23 protein-coding genes are annotated in these 24600 nt (G+C 66.8%); 14 read left to right on the forward strand and 9 right to left on the reverse strand.

Features of this window, described 5'->3' with window-relative positions; translation table 11 throughout:
* Positions 1-75 precede the first annotated feature (75 nt).
* The 14 genes from DQG15_RS02165 to DQG15_RS02230 all read left to right on the forward strand — a co-directional run bounded on the left by DQG15_RS02165 (position 76) and on the right by DQG15_RS02230 (position 14773).
* Complete coding sequence (locus DQG15_RS02165; protein ID WP_116082375.1) at positions 76-1332, forward strand: Zn-dependent hydrolase; 1257 nt, start codon at positions 76-78, stop codon at positions 1330-1332.
* A gap of 148 nt (positions 1333-1480) precedes the next feature.
* Positions 1481-2935: a dihydropyrimidinase gene (gene hydA, locus DQG15_RS02170; RefSeq protein WP_116082377.1), complete on the forward strand. Its 1455-nt coding sequence runs from the start codon at positions 1481-1483 to the stop codon at positions 2933-2935.
* Between the two features lie 5 nt (positions 2936-2940).
* A complete protein-coding gene (locus DQG15_RS02175; RefSeq protein WP_116082378.1) occupies positions 2941-3351 on the forward strand; it encodes a VOC family protein in 411 nt (136 codons plus the stop codon).
* Complete coding sequence (locus DQG15_RS02180; RefSeq protein WP_116082380.1) at positions 3348-4142, forward strand: ABC transporter ATP-binding protein; 795 nt, start codon at positions 3348-3350, stop codon at positions 4140-4142. Before DQG15_RS02175 ends, DQG15_RS02180 begins: the two co-directional genes overlap by 4 nt.
* Positions 4143-4219: 77 nt before the next feature.
* Complete coding sequence (locus DQG15_RS02185) at positions 4220-5143, forward strand: ABC transporter permease (RefSeq protein ID WP_116083681.1); 924 nt, start codon at positions 4220-4222, stop codon at positions 5141-5143.
* Positions 5140-5979 (forward strand): ABC transporter permease, encoded by an 840-nt coding sequence (locus DQG15_RS02190; protein ID WP_116082382.1) that lies wholly within the window; start codon positions 5140-5142, stop codon positions 5977-5979. The genes DQG15_RS02185 and DQG15_RS02190 overlap by 4 nt, the downstream gene beginning before the upstream one ends.
* A gap of 32 nt (positions 5980-6011) precedes the next feature.
* The gene (locus tag DQG15_RS02195) at positions 6012-7007 is read left to right on the forward strand and encodes an ABC transporter substrate-binding protein (RefSeq protein WP_116082383.1); all 996 of its coding nucleotides are present in this window, start codon (positions 6012-6014) and stop codon (positions 7005-7007) included.
* 226 nt (positions 7008-7233) lie between these two features.
* Positions 7234-8277, forward strand: coding sequence for an NAD(P)-dependent alcohol dehydrogenase (locus DQG15_RS02200; RefSeq protein WP_116082385.1), 1044 nt, complete (start codon positions 7234-7236; stop codon positions 8275-8277).
* Between the two features lie 385 nt (positions 8278-8662).
* Positions 8663-9583, forward strand: coding sequence for an AraC family transcriptional regulator (locus DQG15_RS02205; protein ID WP_232830674.1), 921 nt, complete (start codon positions 8663-8665; stop codon positions 9581-9583).
* A 92-nt stretch (positions 9584-9675) separates the two neighbouring features.
* Entirely contained in the window at positions 9676-10593 is a 918-nt protein-coding gene (locus tag DQG15_RS02210) for an ABC transporter substrate-binding protein (RefSeq protein ID WP_116082388.1), read from the forward strand.
* A 66-nt stretch (positions 10594-10659) separates the two neighbouring features.
* A complete protein-coding gene (locus DQG15_RS02215) occupies positions 10660-12159 on the forward strand; it encodes a sugar ABC transporter ATP-binding protein (protein WP_116082390.1) in 1500 nt (499 codons plus the stop codon).
* A complete protein-coding gene (locus DQG15_RS02220) occupies positions 12149-13126 on the forward strand; it encodes an ABC transporter permease (RefSeq protein ID WP_116082391.1) in 978 nt (325 codons plus the stop codon). Before DQG15_RS02215 ends, DQG15_RS02220 begins: the two co-directional genes overlap by 11 nt.
* A gap of 118 nt (positions 13127-13244) precedes the next feature.
* Positions 13245-13970 (forward strand): SDR family oxidoreductase, encoded by a 726-nt coding sequence (locus tag DQG15_RS02225; RefSeq protein WP_116082393.1) that lies wholly within the window; start codon positions 13245-13247, stop codon positions 13968-13970.
* Positions 13971-14044: 74 nt separating this feature from the next.
* Positions 14045-14773 (forward strand): SDR family oxidoreductase, encoded by a 729-nt coding sequence (locus DQG15_RS02230; RefSeq protein ID WP_116082395.1) that lies wholly within the window; start codon positions 14045-14047, stop codon positions 14771-14773.
* Positions 14774-14775: 2 nt separating this feature from the next.
* Here the strand turns inward: DQG15_RS02230 and DQG15_RS02235 are convergent, their stop codons facing one another.
* From DQG15_RS02235 to DQG15_RS02275, 9 genes are all read right to left on the reverse strand, one after another.
* Positions 14776-15765 (reverse strand): endonuclease, encoded by a 990-nt coding sequence (locus DQG15_RS02235; RefSeq protein ID WP_116082396.1) that lies wholly within the window; start codon positions 15763-15765, stop codon positions 14776-14778.
* A complete protein-coding gene (gene ugpC, locus DQG15_RS02240; RefSeq protein WP_116082398.1) occupies positions 15762-16835 on the reverse strand; it encodes a sn-glycerol-3-phosphate ABC transporter ATP-binding protein UgpC in 1074 nt (357 codons plus the stop codon). The genes DQG15_RS02235 and ugpC overlap by 4 nt, the downstream gene beginning before the upstream one ends.
* Positions 16835-17677 carry a sn-glycerol-3-phosphate ABC transporter permease UgpE gene (ugpE, locus tag DQG15_RS02245; protein WP_116083682.1) on the reverse strand — a complete coding sequence of 281 codons (843 nt, stop codon included), beginning with the start codon at positions 17675-17677 and terminating at the stop codon, positions 16835-16837. The genes ugpC and ugpE overlap by 1 nt, the downstream gene beginning before the upstream one ends.
* A 4-nt stretch (positions 17678-17681) precedes the next feature.
* Positions 17682-18653: an ABC transporter permease subunit gene (locus DQG15_RS02250; RefSeq protein ID WP_116082399.1), complete on the reverse strand. Its 972-nt coding sequence runs from the start codon at positions 18651-18653 to the stop codon at positions 17682-17684.
* A gap of 137 nt (positions 18654-18790) precedes the next feature.
* Positions 18791-20086, reverse strand: a complete 1296-nt coding sequence (locus tag DQG15_RS02255; RefSeq protein ID WP_116082401.1) for an extracellular solute-binding protein — start codon at positions 20084-20086, stop codon at positions 18791-18793.
* 188 nt (positions 20087-20274) lie between these two features.
* Positions 20275-21246: a glycosyltransferase family 4 protein gene (locus DQG15_RS02260; protein ID WP_116082403.1), complete on the reverse strand. Its 972-nt coding sequence runs from the start codon at positions 21244-21246 to the stop codon at positions 20275-20277.
* 13 nt (positions 21247-21259) lie between these two features.
* Positions 21260-22228, reverse strand: coding sequence for a glycosyltransferase family 2 protein (locus DQG15_RS02265; protein ID WP_116082404.1), 969 nt, complete (start codon positions 22226-22228; stop codon positions 21260-21262).
* A 13-nt stretch (positions 22229-22241) separates the two neighbouring features.
* Positions 22242-23156, reverse strand: a complete 915-nt coding sequence (locus DQG15_RS02270) for a glycosyltransferase family 2 protein (RefSeq protein ID WP_116082406.1) — start codon at positions 23154-23156, stop codon at positions 22242-22244.
* Positions 23156-24391: an oligosaccharide flippase family protein gene (locus DQG15_RS02275; RefSeq protein WP_116082407.1), complete on the reverse strand. Its 1236-nt coding sequence runs from the start codon at positions 24389-24391 to the stop codon at positions 23156-23158. The genes DQG15_RS02270 and DQG15_RS02275 overlap by 1 nt, the downstream gene beginning before the upstream one ends.
* Between the last annotated feature and the right edge of the window lie 209 nt (positions 24392-24600).

Genomic DNA, 24600 nt, shown 5'->3' on the forward strand with positions numbered 1-24600 from the left:
CCCGGCTACGGCCCCGCGCCGATCTAGCGTCTTTTTGACCATCCGGTCAATTTGTCAGGATCAGGAGGACCTGCAATGCCATCCCAAGCACCCGGCGACAACATGACGATCGATGGCGAACGCCTGTGGCAGTCGCTCATGGACATGGCAAAGATCGGCCCCGGCGTGGCGGGCGGCAACAATCGCCAGACCCTGACCGATGCCGACAGCGAGGGCCGCGAGCTGTTCCGGAGCTGGTGCGAGGCGGCGGGCTGCACGATGGGGCTCGACACGATGGGCAACATGTTCGCCCGCCGGGAAGGAACGGTCCCGGACGCCCTGCCCGTCTATGTCGGCAGCCACCTCGACACGCAGCCCACTGGCGGAAAGTATGACGGTGTCCTCGGGGTTCTAGGGGGGCTGGAGATCCTGCGAACGCTCAACGACCTGAACGTGAAGACGAGGCACCCCATCGTCGTAGTGAACTGGACCAACGAGGAAGGGACCCGCTTTGCCCCCGCCATGCTTGCCTCGGGTGTCTTTGCGGGAGTGCACGATCAGGACTGGGCCGAGGACCGGACGGATGCGAAGGGCGCGCGGTTCGGCGACGAACTCGACCGGATCGGCTGGCGCGGCGAGGAGCCGGTCGGTGCGCGCAAGATGCACGCGATGTTCGAACTCCATATCGAACAGGGCCCGATCCTCGAGGCCGAGGGGAAACAGATCGGCGTCGTCACCCACGGGCAGGGCCTGTGGTGGCTGCAATGCACCGTCACCGGCAAGGACGCGCATACCGGCTCCACGCCGATGGAAATGCGGGTGAATGCGGGCCTCGGCATGGCGCGCATGACCGAGGCCGCGCACCGCGTCGCGATGGATCATCAGCCCCACGCGGTGGGGGCGGTCGGGCATTGCGAGGTCTTCCCAAACTCGCGCAACGTGATCCCCGGTAAGGCGGTCTTCACCGTCGATCTGCGCTCCCCCGACCTCGAGAAACTAACCTCCATGCGAAATGCCTACGAGGCGGCGGCCAAGCAGATCGCGGGCGATCTCGGCCTCGGCCTCGAGATCGAGCCCGTCGGCCATTTCGACCCCGTCACCTTCGACGAGGGCTGCGTCACGGCCGTCCGGACCGCCGCCGAGCGCCTCGGCTATTCCCACATGGATCTCGTCTCGGGCGCCGGCCACGATGCCTGCTGGATCAACCGCGTCGCCCCGACCGCCATGGTCATGTGCCCCTGCGTGGACGGTCTGTCCCACAACGAGGCCGAGGAGATCACGCAGGACTGGGCCAAGGCCGGGGCCGACGTGCTCCTGCACGCGGTCGTCGAAACGGCGGAGGTGGTGGGATGACGTTGATCCACGCGCCTTCGGGAAGAGAGGCGAGGCCGATCCGCGCTCCGAGCGATACCGCGCCGAGCGGACGCCAGAGCAACCAAGACAATGCGATCATCCACAAGGATCTGATCATCCGTCGCACGGACGGACGGGAGGAGAGAACATGACCACCGTCATCAAGAACGGCACCATCGTCACACATGACCTGACCTACGCGGCAGATGTCCTGATAGATGGGGAGACGATCATCGAGATCGGCCAAGACCTCGACGGCGACGAGGTGCTGGACGCGACCGGCTGCTACGTCATGCCCGGAGGGATCGATCCGCATACGCATCTGGAGATGCCCTTCATGGGCACCTATTCCTCCGATGATTTCGACAGCGGCACCCGTGCGGCGCTGGCCGGTGGCACGACCATGGTGGTCGATTTTGCCCTGCCCCAGCCCGGACAGGGCCTCCTCGACGCGCTGAAGACGTGGGACAACAAGTCCGCCCGCGCGCATTGCGACTACTCCTTCCACATGGCGGTGACGTGGTGGAGCGAGCAGGTCTTCGACGAGATGAAGACCGTGATCGAGCAATACGGCATCAACAGCTTCAAGCACTTCATGGCCTACAAGGGCGCCCTGATGGTTCAGGACGACGAGATGTACGCCTCCTTCCAGCGACTGGCGGAACTTGGTGCCATCGCTCTCGTCCACGCCGAGAACGGCGACGTGGTGGCGGACCTCTCCGCCCGCCTCCTGCGCGAAGGCAATGACGGCCCCGAGGGCCACGCCTATTCCCGCCCGCCGCAGGTCGAGGGCGAGGCGACCAATCGCGCCATCATGATCGCCGACATGGCCGGCGTGCCGCTCTACGTCGTTCACGTCTCCTGCGAGCAGTCCCACGAGGCCATCCGCCGCGCCAGGCAGGCCGGGATGCGTGTCTGGGGCGAGCCGCTGATCCAGCACCTGACCCTCGACGAAAGCGAGTATTTCAACGAGGACTGGGACCACTCCGCCCGCCGCGTCATGTCTCCCCCCTTCCGGGACAAGAAGCATCAGGACTCGCTCTGGGCCGGGCTGCAATCGGGGTCCCTCTCCTGCGTCGCCACCGATCACTGCGCCTTCACGACCGAGCAGAAGCGGACCGGGATCGGGGACTTCACCAAGATCCCGAACGGCACCGGCGGCCTCGAGGACAGGATGCCGATGCTTTGGACCTATGGCGTCGGCACGGGCCGCCTGACCCCGAACGAGTTCGTCGCCGTGACCTCGACCAACTCCGCCAAGATCCTGAACTGCTATCCGAAGAAGGGCGCGATCCTCGTCGGATCGGATGCCGACATCGTCGTGCTCGACCCTGAAAAGGAGAAGACGATCAGCGCGGAGACGCAGGAATCCTCTATCGATTACAATGTCTTCGAAGGCAAACATGTGAAAGGTCTGCCGCGCTACGTCCTCTCCCGCGGGCGGGTGATGGTGGATGACGGCGTGCTCAAGCCGTCCGAGGGGCACGGTCGCTTCGTCAAACGCAGCCCGCAGGGCGAGGTCAACCGCGCACTGACCTCCTGGAAGGACATGACCAAGCCCCGCCCGGTCGAGCGCACCGGCATCCCGGCAAGCGGGGTGTGAGCCGGATGAAGATCGACGGGATCCTCGAGGCCGCGCTTTACGCCAGCGATCTGGTCGCGGCAGATGCCTTTTACGGCGGGACGCTCGGGATGGAGGTGATCGCGCGCAAGGAAGCGCGGCACATCTTCTACCGCGCCGGAAGTACGGTGCTTCTCGTCTTCAACCCTGATGCCACGGCCGCGGCCGATCCGGGCGGCGGCCTGCCCGTCCCCCTCCATGGCGCCAAGGGTCCCGGGCATGTCTGCTTCACGGCCAGCGGCGCGGCCCTAGACGACTGGACCGCGCATTTCGCGAAAGAGGGCATCGAGATCGAGGCGGACTTCCTCTGGCCGAATGGCGCCCGGTCCGTCTACGTCCGCGATCCTGCCGGAAACAGCGTCGAATTTGCCGAAGCCCGGCTCTGGGGGATGCAATGAGCGCGCCCGACACAGAGGGCGCCGTCGTCACCGCCCGCAACCTCGACCTCACCTTCCAGACGTCGGACGGCCCGGTCCATGCGCTCAAGGACGTGTCGCTGTCGGTCGAACCCGGCGAGTTCGTGTCGTTCATCGGCCCCTCGGGCTGCGGCAAGACAACGTTCCTGCGGTGCGTCGCAGGGCTCGAGGAGCCGACCGGCGGGACACTCGAGGTCAACGGGATGAGCGCCGACGAAGCGCGCCGCGCCCGCGCCTATGGCTACGTCTTCCAGGCGGCGGGGCTTTACCCGTGGCGCACCATCGGCGGCAACATCCGGCTGCCGCTCGAGATCATGGGGTATCCCGAGGAGGAGAAGGCGCGCCGGGTTCGGGAGACGCTGGAGCTCGTCGACCTGGGCGGGTTCGAGAAGAAGTTTCCGTGGCAGCTATCGGGCGGCATGCAGCAGCGCGCCTCCATCGCGCGTGCGCTGAGCTTCGATGCGGATCTTCTCCTGATGGACGAACCCTTCGGCGCGCTCGACGAGATCGTGCGGGACCGCCTGAACGAGGAGTTGCTGTCGCTCTGGGCGCGCACCGGCAAGACCATGCTCTTCGTGACGCACTCGATCCCTGAAGCCGTGTACCTGTCCACGAAGATCGTCGTCATGTCCCCCCGTCCGGGGCGCATCAGCGACGTGATCGACAGCCCCCTGCCGAAGGAGCGTCCGCTCGACATTCGCGACAGCCGGGAGTTCATCGATATCGCGCACCGCGTCCGCGAGGGCCTGCGCGCCGGAATGGAGGCGGCATGAGCGAGACCGCAGCCCCGATTTCCGCTCCCGAGGCCGGCGTTGGCTGGTCGGCCCGCGTGGCTCGCGTGGCCAGCGCTATGCGGCAGACCACCCTGCCCGTCCTCGGCGTGCTCGCCGCGCTTCTGCTGATCTGGACCCTCGCCTGCATCCCCATGAATGCGGCCCAGTCCGTCCTCGACGCCTCGCGTGCAGGAGAGACGGTCTCGCCAGAAGCCGCATCGGAGCGCCGGGGCATGTCCGGTCTGGCGCTGGCGCTTCGCAACCCCGGCCCCGCCACCGCCCACGCCTATTCGCAGGACCGCCCCCGTCTGCCCGCGCCGCATCAGGTCGCAGGCGCGCTCTGGCAGAGCACGGCAACCGTTTCACCGACCTCGGCCCAGAGCCTGATCCATCACGGCTGGGTCACGCTGTCGGCCACCCTGCTCGGCTTCGCCATCGGCGCCGGCCTCGGCATCGCGCTGGCGGTGGGGATCGTCCATTTCCGCGTGATGGAGATGAGCGTGATGCCCTGGGCCATCGTCAGCCAGACTGTGCCCATCATCGCCATCGCGCCGATGATCGTCGTCGTGCTCTACGCCATCGGGATCGAGGGCATCCTCCCCAAGGCGGTGATCGCGGCGTACCTGTCCTTCTTCCCCGTCGTCGTCGGCATGTCCAAGGGCTTCCGGAGCCCCGATGCGATGCAGCTCGACCTTCTGCGGACCTACGGAGCGAGCCGTCCCCAGACCTTCTGGAAGCTCCGTCTTCCCGCCTCGGCGCCCTATCTCTTCGCCTCTCTGAAGATCGCCGTCGCCGCGGCGCTGATCGGAACCATCGTCGCCGAATTGCCCTCCGGCGCGCAGGCCGGCTTCGGCGCCCGGCTCCTGGCGGGCAGCTATTACGGCCAGACCGTCCAGATCTGGGCCGCGCTCTTCGCCGCCGCGATCCTGGCCGCCGGGCTCGTCGGGCTCATCGGCGGGCTGGAGCGCCGGGCGCTCGCGCGGATGGGGATGCGGCCATGACGCTCGTCGCGCTCGCCCTCGTTCTCTGGGCCGCCGGCTGGGCGCTGAACGTCCGCCTCGCAAGCGGTCCGCAGAGCCGAAGCGTCGCGCTGGCCGTGCCGCTGCTCTTCGGCGTGACGCTCCTCGTGATGTGGGAGTTGATCGTGCGCGGGCTGGACGTGCCGATGGTGTTCCTGCCCGCGCCCACGCAGATCGCCCTGCGCTTCGCGGCAAGCCTGCCGACGCTCTGGGAGGACTTCGTCCAGACGGTCCTGAAGGGCGCGCTCAGCGGATACGTGATCGGCTGCCTCGCGGCCTTCGCCGTCGCGCTTTTGGCGGACCGCGTCGACGTCCTGCGCCGCGGTCTCCTGCCGGTCGGGAACTTCGCCGCCGCGCTGCCGGTGGTCGGTGTCGCGCCGATCCTCGTGATGTGGTTCGGGTTCGACTGGCAATCAAAGGCCGCCGTCGTCGTCGTCATGGTGTTCTTCCCGATGCTGGTGAACACCGTCGCCGGCCTCCGCGCCGCCGAGACGATGCAGCGCGACCTAATGCGGACCTTCGGAGCGAGCTATTGGCAGGGGCTCGTGAAGCTCCGCCTGCCCGCGGCGATGCCCTTCATCTTCAACGGGCTGAAAATCTCGACGACGCTGGCCCTGATCGGCGCGATTGTAGCCGAATTCTTCGGCTCGCCGATCCGCGGGATCGGTTTTCGCATATCGACCTCCGTGGGCCAGCTGTCGCTCGATATGGTCTGGGCGGAGATCGCGGTGGCGGCGCTGGCGGGCAGCGCGTTCTACGGCCTCGTCGTCGCAATCGAGAAACGGGTGACCTTCTGGCATCCGTCCAACCGGGGATGAACTCCGGGGACAACCGACTAGGGAGACTACACATGAAGAAGTTCCTCATCGCCGCCCTCGGCAGCACGGTTCTGGCCGCCCCCGTTGCGGCGCAGGATGCCGTCACGCTGCAACTCAAATGGGTCACGCAGGCGCAGTTCGCCGGCTATTACGTGGCCGAGGAAAAGGGCTTCTACGACGAGGCCGGCCTCGACGTCACGATCAAGCCGGGCGGGCCCGACATCGCGCCCGAGCAGGTCATCGCCGGCGGCGGCGCGGACGTGATCGTCACCTGGATGGCCGCGGCGCTGGCCGCCCGCGAGCGCGGCGTGCCGCTCGTCAACATCGCCCAGCCCTTCGCCACCGGCGGCCTCCAGCTCACCTGCCTCGCCGAGACCGGCATCGAAACTCCGGAGGACTTCCCGAACCGTACTCTCGGCGTCTGGTTCTTCGGCAACGAGTACCCGTTCTACGCGTGGATGGCCCAGCTCGGCATCGACACCGACGGCGCGGACGAAAGCGGCGTCACGGTCCTCAAGCAGGCCTTCAACGTCGATCCGCTCCTTCAGGGTCAGGCCGATTGCATCTCCACCATGACCTACAACGAGTACGGCCAGGTCCTCGATGCCGGCTATACCGAGGAGGAGCTGGTCAACTTCAACTATCTCGACGAGGGCGTCGGGATGCTGGAAGACGGGCTCTACGTTCAGGAGGAGGACCTTGAGGATCCGGCCTTCGTGGACAAGATGGCCCGCTTCGTCTCCGCCTCGATGGAAGGCTGGCGCTATGCGGAGGCGAACCCCGAGGAGGCCGCGCAGATCATCATCGACAACGATACGACCGGCGCCCAGACGCTGGAGCATCAGGTCTACATGATGAACGAGGTGGCCAAGCTCACCGAAGGGTCCGACGGTACGCTCGATCCGGAGGATTACCGGCAAACCGTGGACACGCTTCTCTCCGCGATCAGCGAGGAGAACCCCGCGATCACCGAGGAGCCCGAGGGCGCCTATACCTCCGAGGTGACGGACATGGCCTCGGGCATGTGATCCCGGGCCTCCCCGGCCGCGTCGCATCGCGCGGCCGGGACGCATTCGCGGCCTCGTGATACCGGGTCCGCGTGCCCGTGATAGGAATTTTGCCGGGCGGCGGGACGACACTCCGCCCCGGCGCACTCCCCCGTTTACTTGCAGGCCTCCCGAGGCGAACATCGCGAACGCCGAGCCGGGATGCGGTCCCGATCGATGGCAAGTGACGTGATGGGGAGGATCGACCATGGCCGAAGCGCTCGTACTTGAGGAAAAGGGCAAGCTGTCCCTCAGGGACTTCCCGGTTCCGAATGATCTCGGCGCCGGCGACGTGCGCGTGGCGATCCGGACCGTCGGCGTCTGCGGCTCCGACGTTCACTATTACACCCATGGCAAGATCGGCCACTTCATCGTGAACGAGCCGATGATCCTCGGTCACGAGGCGGCCGGCGTGGTGCTGGAGGTGGGCTCGCAGGTCGACGGCCTGAAGCCGGGGGACCGTGTCTGCATGGAGCCCGGCATCCCCGACCAGACCTCCCGCGCCGCCAAGCTCGGGATCTACAATGTCGACCCCTCCGTGCAGTTCTGGGCCACGCCGCCGGTGCATGGCTGCCTGACGCCGGAAATCGTCCACCCCGCCGCCTTCACCTACAAGCTGCCGGACAACGTGACCTTCGCCGAAGGGGCCATGGTCGAGCCGTTCGCGATCGGCATGCAGAGCGCCCTTCGCGCCCGCATCCAGCCCGGCGACATCGCCGTCGTGACGGGCGCGGGACCGATCGGCATGATGACGGCCCTCGCCGCGCTCGCCGGTGGCTGCGCGAAGGTCTACGTCGCCGATCTCGCGCAGCCGAAGCTGGACATCATCGGTGCCTATGACGGGATCGAGACCGTCAACATACGCGAAACCCCGGTTGCCGAGGCGATTGCCGAAGCGACGGATGGCTGGGGCGCCGATGTGGTCTTCGAATGTTCGGGCGCGGCGCCCGCGATCCTCGGCCTGCCCGGCCTCGCCCGTCCCGGCGGCGCAGTAGTGCTCGTCGGCATGCCGGTGGAGCCCGCACCGATGGATATCGTCGGCCTTCAGGCGAAGGAACTCCGGCTCGAAACCGTCTTCCGATATGCCAACATCTACGATCGCGCGATCGCGCTCATCGGCGCCGGCAAGGTCGATCTCAAACCGCTCATTTCAGCCACCCTACCCTTCAAGGACAGCATCGCGGCTTTCGACCGCGCAGTGGAAGCGCGCGAAACGGACGTGAAGATCCAGATCGAGTTTCCGGACGCCTGACGACGAATACGGAGCCCAGCCGGCGCCCCGAATCCTGCTAGGCAGGCAGGGTGCGCCGGACGGGGCATTTGATAGAATTCGGTAATAGCGCTGGCGGAAAAGTATGACCGGCGGCGCTCGGCCGCCCCGTGCTCGCAACCGGCTGCGACCGAGGGGCCGTGGTCTCGCGGGCATCTGCTTTTCCGGAAACCCCTTAATTTTTCTGCATTGCGGCGACTCAACGAGGCTCGCCTCGCGCAGTGGTACGCCCACCGGCAGACATCCTGATGCACTTCGGACGCGGGGCGGTCAAAAAAGTACCAGCATTCAGGCGGTGGCGTCGTGGCTGGGGATTCGGGGGCGTGATACAAAAGCATTAACGCCGAGAGGAGGATCGAGACTGCCAATGGCACATCGATTTCGGCGGGGAATGGGGGGACAGATGCAACTCGATCTGGAGCTGGTCCATATCCGTAGCGGCGAATCCTTTGCCGCATGGCGCCACGGTTATCCGTTCCGGACCGTGCGGTGGCATTACCATCCCGAATACGAAATTCACCTCGTCGTAGCGACGACCGGCAAGTATTACATCGGCGACCATGTCGGCGATTTCGAGCCCGGTCAGTTGATCATGACGGGCCCCAACCTGCCGCAGAACTGGATCAGCGATGTGCAGCCGGGCGAAGTCTCGGCGAGCCGCACCGAAGTAATCCAGTTTTCACAGGACTTCGTCGACCGCCTGGCCGACGCGTTCCCGGAGATGGAGGCGGCCGAGGGGCTCTTTCAGCGCAGCCGGCGCGGGCTACTGTTCGATGGCGAGACCGGCCGGAAGGTCGCCCCGCTCATGCGGCGGGTGATCGACGCGCGCGGCGTGCTGCGCCTCGCCCTCTACTTCGAGATCCTCGATGTGCTGTTGAACGCGCCCCGCGTGCAGACGCTCTGCAGCCTCAACTTCATGCTGGACATGGAGAAATCCGAGGAATCGGCGATGAACCGGGTGATCGCGCATCTCCGGGAGAACCTGACCGAGCCCCTGAGCGAGACGGAACTCGCGGAGATGACGGGTCAGAGCCAGAGCGCCTTCTCCCGCTCCTTCAAGCGGCACACGGGGGCGACACTGGTGCGCTTCCGCAATCAGCTCAGGATCGATCTGGCCTGCCAGATGCTGGTTTCGGATCCCGAAGCGCGGATCTCGGATATCTGTTTCGATGTCGGGTTTTCGAACCTGTCGAACTTCAACCGACATTTCCTGCGACTGAAGGGACGGTCTCCGTCGGAGTTCCGGGCCACCTTCGCGGAAAACGAGGCGGCGCGCATGCCCGCCTGATCACCGAAATTCCCCGACCGCAGAACATCCCGGCGGCCCGTTCAGGGTCCCGGAGCGGGCGGGGTCTGACTGCCAACCAAGGGAGGACTACCATGAAGAACCTTTTGAAATCCGGCACCATCGCCGCTCTGGGCGTCGCAGCCTGCGCCACGGTCGCGTCGGCCCAGGACGACCAGCTGAAGATCGGCATGACGTTCCAGGAGATGAACAACCCCTACTTCGTCAGCATGCGCGAAGCGCTGATGGAAGCGGCCGAGGGGATCAATGCCGAGGTCGTCGTGACCGATGCCGGCCATGACGTCGCCAAGCAGATCTCCGACGTCGAGGACATGCTCCAGCAGGACATCGACATCCTCCTTCTCAACCCGACGGACAGCGCCGGCATCGAATCCGCCGTGCGCATGGCGAAGGACGCCGGTGTCATCGTCGTCGCCGTGGACGCCAATGCCAACGGCCCGGTGGACACCTTCGTCGGCTCGAAGAACCGTGACGCCGGCTACCTGTCCTGCCAATACCTCGCCGAGGCGATGGGCGGCGAAGGCGAGGTCGCGATCCTCGACGGCATCCCGGTGGTTCCGATCCTCGAGCGCGTCGAAGGCTGCAAGGAAGCCTTGGGCGAAGCCCCCGGCATCACCCTCGTCGACACGCAGAATGGCCGTCAGGATCGCTCCGTCGCGCTCGGCGTCGTCGAGAACATGATGCAGGCGCATCCCGATCTCGGCGGTATCTTCTCGGTGAACGACGGCGGTGCCATGGGGGCCCTCGCCGCGATCCAGGGCGCCGGCAAGGACATCAAGCTGACCTCCGTTGACGGCGCCCCCGAAGCGGTCGACGCGATCGCCCGCGGCACGCCCTTCATCGAGACGACGGCCCAGTTCCCGCGCGACCAGATCCGCGTCGGCCTCGGCATGGCGCTGGCCCAGTACTGGGGCGCTCAGGTCGTTCCGGCCGAGGTCCCGATCGACGTCCGCGTCGTCGATGCCGAGAATGCCGAAGACTTCGCCTGGTAAGATCCGGGCCTGAGAGCCTGCCGCGTCCGGGACCCTCCGGGCGCGGCGTCATTGGGAGGGAACGACATGCTTGAGATGAAGGGCATCCGGAAGGCCTTCGGTCCGGTCAAGGTCCTTCACGGAGTGGACCTCGAGGTCCGCGACGGTGAAGTCCATGCACTCCTTGGCGAGAACGGCGCCGGCAAGTCCACGATGATGAAGATCCTCTGCGGGATCGTCCGTGCGGATGAGGGCACCATCGTCATCGATGGCAAGGAGCGGTCCTTCGAGCACTACGACGAGGCCATTCAGGCCGGCGTGGGCATCGTGTTCCAGGAATTCAGCCTGATCCCGTACCTGACGGCGGTGGAGAACATCTTCCTCGCCCGGGAGATCAAGACGGGCGGCTTCCTCGCCCGCAAGGCCATGCGCAAGCGCGCCCGCGAGGTTCTCGACAAGCTCGGCGTCGATGTCCCGCTCAACGTGCCGGTCGCCGATCTCAGCGTGGCCGAACAGCAATTCGTGGAGATCGCCAAGGCGCTGTCCCTCGACGCGCGGATCCTCGTCCTCGACGAGCCGACGGCGACGTTGACCCCGAGCGAGACGGAGCACCTGTTCAAGGTGATGCGGGATCTGCGCTCTCAGGGCGTCGCCATCGTCTTCATCTCCCACCACCTCGAGGAGATCTACGAGATCGGGGATCGCATCACGGTCCTGCGCGATGGCGAATATGTCGGCACGCGGGATGTCGGTTCGATCAGCACCGACGAGCTGGTCGAAATGATGGTCGGCCGCCGGATCGAGAACAACTTCCCGCCCAAGCCCCCCGCCGCTCCGAACGCGGAGGTGGTCATCGACGCGGCCCAGATACAGCTGCGCAAGAACGGCCCCGTCAGCACCTTCCAGCTGCGCAAGGGCGAGATCCTCGGCTTCGCCGGGCTCGTCGGATCGGGCCGCACCGAAACCGCCCTGTCGATCCTCGGCGCCTACCCCGCCGCGAGCGTGAAGGTGGAGATCAACGGAACGCCCGGCGCGCCGGCAAACCCGAGCGAGGCGCTGGCCCGCGGCATCGGCCTTCTGCCCGAGAGCCGCAAGGATCAGGGGCTCATCACGTCGTTCTCGATCATGCAGAACATCTCGATCAACAATTACGGCAAGTACCGGACGCTGAAGTACTTCCTCGACCTCTCGGAGGAGCGGAAGCACACCACGAAGGTGATGGAGGACGTCCAGGTGAAGGCGCCGGGTCCGGACGTGCCCGTCGATACGCTTTCGGGCGGGAACCAGCAGAAGGTCGTGATCGCCCGCTGGCTGAACCACCACACCCCGATCCTGATCTTCGACGAACCGACCCGCGGGATCGATGTCGGCGCCAAGTCCGAGATCTACCACCTGATGCGACAGCTCACCGAGGAGGGCTACTCGATCATCATGATCTCCTCCGAACTGCCCGAGGTGATGGGCCTGTCGGACCGCGTCTGCGTGTTCCGCAGCGGTGCCATCGTCGCGACCATCGAAGGCGACGAGATCACCTCCGAAGACATCATGAAACATGCAACCACGGGGAAGCTCAGATATGTCGCATGACGCCGAGACCCAACGGTCGTCCTCGCCGGTTCACACGGTTCTGGCGAGCATCAAGCATTCGCCGCTTCTGTTGCCGCTCGTCGGTCTGATCGTCGTGTCGATCGCCATGGCCTTCGCGAGCGACAACTTTTTCAGCGTCGACAACCTCGTCAACGTCCTGCGGCAGCAATCCATTATCGGCATCCTCGCCATCGGCATGACCTTCGTCATCCTGACGGGCGGCATCGATTTGTCCGTCGGCGCGGTGATGGCGCTGTGCGGCACGCTCGGCGCCGGGGTCATGGTGAACATGGGGCTGCCGGGCTGGCTTGGCCTGCTGGCGATGATCGTCGTCGGCATCCTCTTCGGCCTCTTCAACGGGATCCTCGTGGCCTGGGGCAAGATGCCGGCGATCATCGTGACGCTGGCCACCATGCTGATCGCGCGCGGCCTCGGCCTCGTCTATTCGGGCGGCTACCCGATCAGCGGGCTGCCCGGCTGGGTCTCCTGGTTCGGCATCGGCAGGATCGGCGGCATACCCACCCCGATCATCATCATGGTCGTGCTCTACGCCCTCGCATGGGTTCTCCTTCAGCGCACCGCCTTCGGCCGGCATGTCTATTCCATCGGCGGCAACGAGACCGCGGCGAACCTTTCGGGCGTGAACACCAAGCGCATCAAGCTCTTCGTGTTCATGATCTCCGGCTTCACCTCGGCGATGGCCGCCATCGTGCTGACCGGGCGGCTGATGAGCGGGCAGCCGGGCGCCGGCGTCGCCTTCGAGCTCGACGCGATCGCCATGGTGGTCCTCGGCGGCACGGCGATCGCCGGTGGTCGGGGCCTGATCCTCGGCACGCTGATCGGCGCGATCCTCCTCGGCATCATCAACAACGGCCTGAACCTGATGGGGATCAATCCCTACCTGCAGGACGTCATCAAGGGCCTCATCATCCTTCTGGCCATCTATATCGGCCGGGAATGGCGCTGAGGAGCGGCCGGGGCGCGCGCTTCAGCCGCCCCGGCCCTCCCCGGACCACGCCGATCCCGGCACATCGCATCACCCCCAAGGCGGCCCCCGGCCGGCCGGACCATTCTTCGAGGGCATCATGGATTTCACTGGCAAGACCGTCATCATCACCGGCGCCGGCAAGGGCATCGGCCGGGCGACCGCCGAGCTTCTGGCCGAGCGGGGCGCGAAGATCATCGCCCTCAGCCGCACGCAATCGGACCTCGACAGTCTGCGCGAGAAGATCGGCGGGCAGAGCCACGCGGTGGATCTCTCCACGGCCGCCGGCGCCCGCGCCGCCATGGCGGAGGTCGGGCCCGCGGATTTCCTGATCAACTGCGCCGGAACGAACGTCCTCGAAAGCGTCCTCGACATGACGGAAGAGGGCTACGACACGGTCATGAACATCAACCTGCGGACCGCCCTCATCTGCGCGCAGGAATTCGCGCGGATGCGGATCGACGCGGGCGGCGGCGGCACAATCGTCAATGTCACGTCCATCGCAGGGCATCGCGGCTTCCAGGATCACCTGTGCTACGCGGCCTCCAAGGCGGGACTCGAAGGCGCGACGCGGGTCATGGCCCGGGAGCTCGGCCCCCACGGCATACGCGCAGTGGCAATCGCGCCCACCGTCACCATGACGGAGCTCGCCAAGGGCGCCTGGAGCGACCCGGCGAAGCGCGACCCAATGATGGTGCGCCATCCCGTCGGGCGGTTCGCCGAAGCCGAGGACGTCGCGCGCGCGATCGCCCTTCTGCTGTCGGACGATGCCGTCATGGTCACCGGCAGCGTCCTGTCCGTCGATGGCGGCTTCCTCGCGATCTGACGGCACGCCGCCCGAACCACAGGCTTACGGGCGCCCGGGACCAATCGGCGCCGCGACCAAGGAGACTGAACGAAATGGCTGAATCACTGAACGGGAAGGTCGCTGCCGTCACCGGCGCCGCCTCCGGCATCGGGCTTTCGATGACGAAGGACCTGCTCGCCGCCGGCGCGACGGTCGTCATGGTCGACCGGGACGAGGCGGGACTGACGAAGCTTGCGGGCGAGCTCGGCGACAAGGCGATCGTCCAGGTGACCGACCTTCTGAACGCCGAAAGCTGCAACGCGATGGTGCCCGAGATCCTCGAGAAGGCCGGGCATATCGATATCCTGCTCTGCAACGCCGGCAGCTATATCGGTGGCGATCTCGTGGACACGACGCCGGAGGCCATCGACCGGATGGTCGGACTGAACGTCAACGCGGTGATCAAGAACGTCCACGCCGTCGCCCCGCACATGAGCGAGCGCGGCGTCGGGGACATCATCGTCACCTGTTCCATCGCCGGCCACAGCGCGATCCATGTCGAGCCGGTCTACTCCGCCTCGAAATGGGCCATCACCAGCTTCGTGCAGACCATGCGCCGGCAATTGATGGAGAATGGCGTCCGCGTGGGACAGGTCTCCCCCGGGCCCGTCATCTCGGCGCTGCTGTCCGACTGGGAGCCGGAGCGGCTCCAGCGGATGAAGGATGCTGGCGCCCTGATGGAGACGCAGGAAGTGTCCGATGCCGTGATGTTCATGCTCACCCGGCCGCGGAATGTCACGATCCGGGACATGATCGTCCTGCCGTCGAACTTCGACATCTAAGGCTATAATTTAGAACGTTTAAGTCCGATCACGCGCGTCACGACAGCGTCGTGATCGGACAGCGGCCGGCCGTCCGCGTCCAGCGAGGAGCGGATCTCCGTCTCGCCCATCCGCAAACCGCGGGTCAGGATCCAGTCGAGTTTCTGGGACCGCTCCGGCCAGCGGGTGATCAGGCTCGGGCGCGTCGTCGGCTGGTCCTCCGGCCCGCCATGGATCTCGAAGCCCGCCTTCGAGCTGACATCGAACAGACCCTCCGCCCGCCAGTTCCCCTCGTTGTGGTTCCCGGTATTTAGGTCGCCGCCGAGGAGGCAGGGCAGGTCCGGAAACTCCGCGTCGATCACCTCGAGGAGCCCGCGGAGCTGCCGCTCCCTGTGCTCCGGCCCACAGGCACTTTCGAGATGGGTGGAGACGGCGAGGATCGGGCCCTCCTCCGTTAGCACGCGCGCTCCTACGGCGATGCGTTCCCCGAGGCGGGGCTGCTCGGCATCCCGGAACCACTGGCGCTCCCCGAAGAGGCGAAGGGCGAAAGGCGCCTCGAGGGCAGTCTTCGCCATCAGCCCGTTGCCGTGGAAGCCGAGCTCATTGGAATCGTCGGTGCAGAAATCCCGCTCGATCGGGGAGCCGAGGCCGAGCTCGAGGAACTCGACAGCGTAAGCGTAGTCCATGCAGAGCGCTGCGGCGACGTCTCGCGTGGTATTGCGCTGGCCGGTGCGGGCCATGCCGTGATCCATCTCGGAGACCAGTAGTAGGCCGCAATCGCTCATCTTCGTGGCGGAGGGCACCGGAAAGAGGCACCGTTCGAGGTTCCAGGCGCCGACGGTGATCGGAAACGGCAGGGCCGCGGCATCCGCCGTCCCACCGGTCTCGACGAGGTTCATCGGCGCCACGCCAGCCATGTGCGCGTCATGCGTGGCCACATCCCGCGGCAGATCCTTCAACGCCAGGTCGGCGGGGGTCGGAGCCGGGAGCTCCCGGACGGTCTCGCGGATCACACCGCGCCCTCCAGAACCGGCGCGCGGGATGCCTCGATGCGCCTGCCTGACATTGTATCGAAGAGGTGCAAACGGGCGGGATCGACGGCAATGAGGACCTCCCCGGCCAACTGACGCTCCGAGGTGTCGATGACCGCGAGAGGCTGGCCGCCGACCATCCCGTGCACGATCCGCTGCGCGCCCAGCTCCTCGACATGCTCGACGACAAGCGGCAGCCCCTGGTCCGAAATCCGCAAATCCTCGGCCCGGAGGCCAAGCGTCACCGGCCCTTCGGCGTGGTCCACGCGCCCCAGCCTGTGTCCTTCCAGGACGATCTCGCCGCCTTCGATCCGGGCGTCGAGAAGGCTCATCGCGGGGGCGCCGATGAAGGAGGCGACGAAGGTGGAGGCCGGAGAGCGGTAGATCTCGAGTGGCGCGCCGATCTGCTCGACCCGGCCGCCGTTCAGGACGACGAGCCGATCGGCGAGCGTCATCGCCTCGAGCTGGTCGTGGGTGACGTAGAGCGACGTCGTGGCGAGCCGCTTCTGCAACTTGCGGATCTCCATCCGCATCGACACGCGAAGCTTGGCATCAAGGTTCGAGAGCGGCTCGTCGAAGAGGAACGCGGCCGGCTGCCGCACGATGGCCCGGCCCATGGCGACACGCTGCCGCTGGCCGCCGGACAGCGCGCGGGGCTTGCGGTCGAGATAGGGCCCGAGTTCCAGCATCCGGGCCGCCTCGGCGACGCGCTCCTCGATCACCTGCTTGCTCTCGCCGCGGTTCTTCAGCCCGTAGACCATGTTGTCGTGCACGGTCATGTGCGGGTAGAGCGCGTAGTTCTGGAACACCATCGCGATGTCCCGCTCGGCGGGATCGAGCTTGTTCACGAGCCGTCCACCGATGCGCACCTCGCCGTCCGTGATCGTCTCGAGCCCCGCGACCATGCGCAGAAGCGTGGACTTGCCGCAGCCCGACGGGCCGACGAGGACGATGAACTCGCCGTCCTCGATCTCGATGTCGATGCCGCTGACGGCGGGCTGGGTGCTGCCGGCATAGGTCTTGCCCACGCCTCTGAGGGAGAGATGTGCCATCACTTGTCGCTTTCCGTGAGACCCTTGATGAACATGCGCTGGAAGATCACCACCACCGCAACGGGGGGGATCATTGCCAGCACCGCAAGGGCGAATGCTTCGTTGTAGTCGGGGATCTGGGAGCCGATCCACACCTGCAGGATGGACTTGATGCCCCGCATGAGCGTGTAGAAGGTCTCGTCCGTCGTCATCAGCAGCGGCCAGAGATACTGGTTCCAGCCGTAGATGAACATGATGATGAAGATCGCCGCCATCATCGTGCGCGAGAGCGGCACGAGGATGTCGATGAAGAACTTGAAGGGCCCTGCCCCGTCTATCCGCGCGGCCTCCAGCAGCTCGTCCGGCACGGATCGGAAGAACTGGCGGAAGAAGAACGTGCCCGTGGCTGAAGCCAGAAGCGGCACGATCAGACCGGTGTAGGTGTTCAGAAGGCCGAGCGTGGACATCACCTGATAGGACGGCATGATCCGGACCTCGAGCGGCAGCAGGAGGGTGGTGAAGATCATCCAGAACAGGATCGTGGCGAACCGGAAGCGAAAGTAAACGAGCGCATAAGCCGCCATCATCGACAGGACGATCTTTCCGACCGCGAAGCCGATGCCCATGATCATCGAGTTCATCAGCATCGTGAGGCCGGTCACGTCCCCGGTGAAGCCGCCCTTGTGGGTCAGCACCTTGCGATAGGTTTCGCCGCCATAGCTGCCGGGGGTGAGGTAGAGGCCGTTGGAGTGGATGTCCGTGGGCGTATGGGTCGAGGACATGAGAGCCATCACGACGGGCGCGATCAGGAACAGGACGCCCGCAATGAGGATCAGGTGGTCGAAGGGTTTGATCTTCTGCATCATGTCACCCGTAATGCACGCGGCGTTCGAGGAAGCGGAACTGCATGATGGTCAGCGCCGCGACGACGATCATGAGGATCACCGACTGGGCGGAGGAGCCGCCGATGTCGTTGCCTTTGAAGCCGTCGAGATAGACCTTGTAGACGAGCGTGATCGGGTTGTTGGCCGGCTTGTCCTTCACCACCACGTCGAAGATCGGGAAGGTGTCGAACAGGCTGTAGGTGATGTTGATCACCAGCAGGAAGAACGCCGTCGGCGCAAGAAGCGGCAGCGTCACGTCCCTGAACCGCCGCCAGCCCGATTGCGCGTCGATGAGCGCGGCCTCGCGAACCGAAGTCGGAACGGAGTGCAGCCCCGACAGGAAGAAGATGAAGTTGTAGGGGATCTGCTTCCAGACCGAGATGGTGACGACCGCGACGGCGGTGTCCCAATAGTCGATCCCGACGCGCAGATCGTGGCCGAAGAACGCCGCGAGATCCTTCAGCGGTCCCATGTGCATGTCGAAGAACATCATCCCGATGAGCCCCGCCACCGGCGGCGCGATGGCGTAGACGGAGATGAGAAGCGTCTTGTAGGCGGGGGCGCCGCGGATCACCTTGTCCGCCTTCACCGCAAGCAGAAGCCCGATCCCGAGCGAGAGCGCCGTGACGATGGCGCAGAAGAAGGCGGTGAAGGTCGCGGTGGAGAGGTACTGGCTGGAGGCGAGCGCATCGGCGTAGTTCTCGCCGCCGACGAACGTCGCTCCGAAGCCGAACGGATCCTCGATGTAGAACGACGAGGTCACCGCCTGCACGGAGGGCCAGTAGAAGAAGATCGCGACGATGGCGAGCTGCGGCAGAAGGAACAGCCACGGCGTCAGCGGCCGGTCGAACTGCACCCGCTTGGCGGGGTCAGCGGTCTCGGCGCTGTACCATGCCCGCAGGCGGGACAGGATCGCACCCTGCCGCGCGCTGCCCGTGTGGTAGGTTTCGGCCATGGGGACCGGTACTCCATAGGGATGGCGGCCCGGGGCGCGGGGTTACTTCCCCGGCCGGAGGCCGCCCTTGGAACGATGCGGGGATCCGGCCCGCGCTGGGGGGCCGGATCCCTTTAGGTTCGGATCCGAAGAGAGGATCAGCCGGCGGTCTTGGCGAAGCGCGCCAGGAGCTGGTTGCCTTCCTCTTCGATCGTCTCGAACGCGTCCTGCACCTCGACTTCACCCGAGAAGATGCGGTTGAACTCGCGCTCCATCACGGTGCGGATCTGCGGATAGAAGCCCATGCGGTAGCCGCCGGTCCACTCGCCGCCTTCGAGCATCAGCTGCTGGATGCCGACCTCGGCCACCGGCTGCTCGTCGTAGTAGCCCTCTTCCTTGGCCATCTCGTAGGCGGCCTCGGTGATCGGAACGTAGCCGGTGTTCTTGTGGTAGTAGACCTGCGTTTCCGGGGAGGTCAGGAAGGAGAAGAACTGCGCCGTGCAGGCATTCTCCTCGTCGGACTTGCCGGACATCGCGAAGAGCGCGGCGCCCCCGATGAAGCTCTGCGTGCCGGCGCCCTCGATCGCATCCCAGTAGGGCATGAAATCGGCGGAGAAGTCGAAATCGGTGGATTGCTGCAGGCCGCCGAAGGAGCCCGAGGAGCCGATCCAGATCGCCGACTGGCCGTCTTCGAAGGGCTTGAGGTTGTCGCCCCAGCCGGCGCCGTAGAACCCGAAGAGCTCGGCGTCGGCCCACTCCTTCAGCTTCTCGAACATCATCACCTGGTTCTCGTCGGTGACGAGGATCTCGGTGCCGTCGACGCTGTCATAGCCGTTGTTGTTGGTGGCGAACTGCTGGTTGTTCCGGGACTTGAAGTTCTCGACCATCATCCACGTGAGCTGGGACGCGGTCAACGGCAGGTAGCCGGCCTCCTTCAGGGCGGGGGCGATTTCCTCGAACTCTTCCCAGGTCTTCGGCGGCTCGACGCCGGCTTTCTCGAAGGCCTCTTCGTTGTAGTACATGATCGGCGCCGAGGAGTTGAACGGCATGCCGATGAACTTGCCGTCGCTGTCGGCGTAGAAGTTGCGCACGCCGGCGATGAAGGCTTCGCGGTCGAACTCCTCACCGGCGTTCAGGATCAGGTCCTCCGCGGGGATCGTCGCGCCCTCGGCGGCGATGATCGTCGCGGCGCCGGCATCGAAGACCTGAAGGATGTTGGGCTGCTCGCCCGAGCGGAAGGCGGCGATGCCGGAGGCCAGCGCCTCTTCGTAGGTGCCGCGGGACACCGGCGTCAGGTTGCAGGCGTCCTGGGCGTCATTGAACTGCTGGGAGATCTCGTTGATCACCTCGCCGTTGCGGCCGCCCATGCCGTGCCACCAGCTGATCTCGGTCTGCGCCATCACGGAGGTGGCCGTCAGGCTGAGGGCGATCGTCGCCGTTGCGGTCTTCATCATGTCGCTTGTCCCTGTAGCGATTCCAAATGTGCCGCCGGGCTAGGCCTCGTCCGTAACGGTCAGGTCACGCGTCCGTGACGGTTCCATGAAGATCGCCTCCGGGACGATGTGTCGTTGCGGCACTTGCGGGCCGGATGCTCCGGACGCCGCGCGGACCCTGCCGGTGCGCGGCGTCCGGAATGCACGTTTCAGGCCGCGAGTGCGGGCGCGGCCTGCGCCGTCCGGGCGAGCGCATGCCATGCGGCCCGGCAGGCCTCTTCCGCCCCGTCCGGGCGGGGCGCCGCGGCGATTTCGTCGAGGCTCGAGAGCGAGTCCCGCCACACCTCCGTTCCGGCGCCCCGCACGGCATGCGCGCCGGACCCGGCGTGATCGGCCAAGCCGTCCGCCGCGCCCACGAGGAGCACCCGGCCCGCGGCCATGGCTTCGAGCGCCACGAGGCCGTAGGGCTCCCACCGCGAGGGCATCGCGATGACGTCGCACTCCGCCATCGCCGCGGCGGGATCGCCGGCGAAGCCGTGGAAGGAAATGCGCGCGTCCCCCTCCGCGAGGGCCTCGAGCGCCGCACGCTCCGCGCCGTCTCCGATCAGCCGCAGCGTCAGTGAGGGATCGTCCACGGCCCGGAAGGCCCTGATCAGAAGGTCGAATCCCTTCTGCGGATCGAACCGACCCATCGCCCCGATGACACGCCTCTGGCGAGGCGCCGGGAGGGCACGGAACGGCGCGAGGTCCACGCAAGGCGGGATCACGCTCAGCGCGCAGGGCCTGACCAGATTCCGCAGCCGGAGCCACTCTCCCTGCGCCCCGCTGACGGCAACGACCCTGTCGAAGAGCGCATAGGCGGTGCGCAGGAGGGTATGGAAGCGGCGCCGCGCGGTGACGTTGCAGGCGACGAACCCGGCCGAGTAGCTGTGCTCGACATGGACGAGAGGCGTGTCCGGATGCGCCCCCCGAAGGGCCATCAATCCCGGCAGGCCGCGCCACGTCACCGCGAGATGGGAGACGATGATGTCCGCCGCCTCCCCCCCGGCGCTCGGCCTGGTTCGGGAGACGGGACGGACGATGTGCTCGAGCCCTGAGGCGGGGCTTGATGCGAGGAAGTCCAGGTAGCGCGTGACGCCGCCGGGGTTCGTGTCATCGACGAGATGGAGGATACGGGTCATGGGACGGGTCCTTTCAGGAAGCGGTGGTGCGAGCTGCGAGGAACGGCACGGAGCCGGTGAGGGACATCAGCGATGCGGCGGCGAGCGTGGTCAGGGTCTTGGCCGGCTCCTCGGCAAGCGGCCGGAGGGACGTGCGCAGGGATTGGGCGCAGAGGGCCGCCGCCCGCCTGCCCTGCCCCGCGCTCACGGCCCGCCGCGCGAGGTAGCGCAGCTGGTAGGCGCGTGCGGCCGGCAGATGTCGCGCCATGAAGTCGGGCGCGACGGGGACGAGGCCCGCCATGGCCCGCTCCCAGGAGGCGTATTGCGCGTCGATCCCGGCCGAAAGACCGCCGCCCGCGATGCGGTAGCGGGTCAGAAGGCCCGGAATGCCCTCGATTTCCCAATCCGTCGTGAGCCCGAGGCGAAGCCAGCACTCGATGTCTTCGGACTGGCGCAGGGTCTCATCGAACCACCAGTCCCGATGCCTCTCCAGCCGGGGCCGCCATGCGATGGCGTCGAGGGCGCTCCGGCGCAGGACCGCCGCGGAGCCGTTGCCGATCGGATTGCGCTTGAGGATATGCGCCGCCGTCACGCCGCGGAGCCGGGGCTTCTGCGCGAGGCCGAGGGAGCGGCCGGCCTCGTCGATCATCTCGGAGCCCGAGTAGCTCAGGCCGACCTCCGGGGCACCGTCGAGATGCGCGACATGAGCCGCAAGCTTGCCCGGACGCCAGAGATCGTCCGCGTCGCAGAAGCCGACATAGGCGCCGCGGGCATGGTGGATGCCGGTATTCCGCGCCCCGGCAAGTCCGCGATTGGGTTGCTGCACGAGGCGGACACGGGTGTCCCCGGTGGACCGGGCGATGCTCGCGGTGCGATCGGTGGAGCCGTCGTCGACGACGAGGATCTCGAAGTCGTCGAAGGTCTGGGCGCGAAGAGAGGCGAGGGTCGCCGGAAGGGTGGCGGCGACGTTGTAGGCGGGAACGACGATGGTGGCACGGGGCATGGGCGTGATCCTTTCAGGAAGCGAAGAGGCGGCGACGAAGGGGACGTGGCAGAAGCGGAGCTGCGAGCGCGCCGGCGATGGTCAGCGCGCCGCGGCGGGGGCTCGAGAAGAAGCCGGCAGGGCTCCGCAAAAGGCCGGCCAGCGCGAAGCGAAGGGCTTCCGCGCCCGGCGCGTCGACCCTGAGCGCGCGGCGGGCGAGGTACCGCAGGTTCACCGCCTCGTGCCGCGGTTCGGCCTCGTAGCCATAGCTGCGGGCGCTGGCGATGGCGGCCTGCCGGCCGGCCTGCATCTTGCACAGATCGGCTGAGAGCCCCGTCCGGCTTGTGCGGTAATGCACCAGCGTCTGCTGCAGCCCGATAGTCCGGTGGCCCTCGCCGACGAGGCGGACCAGCCATTCAAGGTCTTCGTTGTGCACGAGGGTCTCGTCGAACCCCCCGGTCGAGGCGAAGACGCAGGCCCGGACCGCGAGGTTCGACATGGTCCCGACCGGGTTCTCTCCCAGAAGCTGCGGCACCCGCAGCGGGCCCGTCGGAACGGTGGACAGGGTGCGGATCTCTCCGTGATCGAAGAAGCCGTAGCGCGCATAGACGGCGGCAAGCTCGTGGTCGTCGAAGGCCTGGGCGAGGCGGGCGAGCTTGTCCGGCGTCCACAGATCGTCCGCATCGCAGAAGGCGAGGATCGGCGCATTCGCGAACCGCGCAGCCGTGTTGCGTGCGACGGCGGGGCCGCGCCCCTCTCCCTCGATCAGCCGGAAGCGCTGCTCTGCGTGGCGGGCAGCATCGATCAGAAGCCGCGTCGCATCGGTGGAGCCGTCATCGACCAGGAGCGCCTCCCAGTCCCCGAGCGTCTGGGCGACAAGGCTGTCCAGCGTTTCGGGAAGAGTGTCCTCGGCGTTGAAGCAGGGCACGATTATGGTGAAACGGGGCATCAGGCAAACCTCGGTTGAGCGGGAAGGAAGGCGCGGAGAAGGACGGGGGCCGCGCCGCCGATCTGGGCGACGGCCGAGACCGCGAGATACCCCAGCGCAATGGCGACAAGGCCGTAGGGTGCGAGAAGAACGGTGTTGGCGATGAGCGCGGCGGTCATGCCCAGCGTCAGGGCGAACTCGACCTCCGGCCGGTCCGCGGCCCTCAGCCACCCTGCGGCGGACGCCCAGACGATGGTCGGGATCGCGGCGAGGCAGAGGATGCGCACGATGGGGGCAAGACCGGTCCAGTCGTCCCCGAAGAGAATGGGCACGTAGACCGGAACGAGAAGCGCCTGCAGGAGCACGACCGGCACGAGGATGCAGAGACTGAGGGTCAGCGCCTGCCTGAGCGCGGCGATGCGGTCGGACGCGGTGCACAGGTGCGGGAACAGGACGGTCGCAAAGGCCTGCGAGAAGGATGTCGCGAGGCCGAGCCCGGCATTGAAGGCGAGAAAGTAGATGCCCAGGGCTTCGGCGCCCATGAGCGCCGCGATCACCAGCTTGTCCGCCTGCAGCCGAAGCGCCTTCACGACCTCCGTGCCGAGAACGGACGCCCCGTAGCGCACGAAGGGGCCGATGGGAGCGGGCGGCGCGAGGACCGGCGTCCAGGGCTGCAACCTGCGCATCGCGAGAAGCCAGATCGGCGCGGCGAGAAGGCGCGGCAGGACGAGCGCGAGGGGCCCCGCGATCACCACGGCGAGGAGAGCCGTCAGCGCGTTCGCCCCGACCACCTGCCCCGCGGCGATGGAGGCGGTCTGGCGCATCTTGCCCGCCCGCATCGCCAGGGCGCAGTTCACGAGGCCGGCCGGCATGAAAAGGTATTCCCCGGCGAGGATCGCGACGAGTACGAAGAGCATCGCATCGCCGCTCGCCGCCCAGAGGCCGAGGCCGAGCGCGATCTGCAGCGCGAAGAGACCGAGGCACCACGACCAGAAGATCCGCCGCGCGGTGCGACAGATGCCGGGAAGGTCCTCTTCGGAGGCCGCGATGATGCGCTGACCGGCGCCGTTCTCCGTCAGGGCCTTCAGGATATCGGATCCCGCCAGCGCGGCCGCCGCGACGCCGATCGCGGTCGCATCCATGGTCCGCGCGACGGCGACCACCACGAGGACGCGGGAGGCCTTGGCCGCAACTTCGGACAGGCAGTAGGCCATCAGGTTCCTGGCGAACGGGCCGGGTCGGAATGAAAGGGGCATCGGGGCCTCCGTTGGCGGGCCGGGAGCGGCCATGGCCAAGGTCTAGCCGTCCGCGGACCCGTCCGTCCCGCTCCCCTCCGGCGAGGCCCGGCGCCCGGTCGGGCACCCACCTATCCGTCCGGGTGGTGCCGCGATCCGGGCGCGGAGATGCAGGGCGCCGCCGCCGCACGGTAGATCATGGGGCGTCCTCGATCGCTCAATGAAAGCCA

The sequence above is a fragment of the Tropicimonas sp. IMCC34011 genome (assembly GCF_003390865.1).
Classification (GTDB): domain Bacteria; phylum Pseudomonadota; class Alphaproteobacteria; order Rhodobacterales; family Rhodobacteraceae; genus Tropicimonas_B.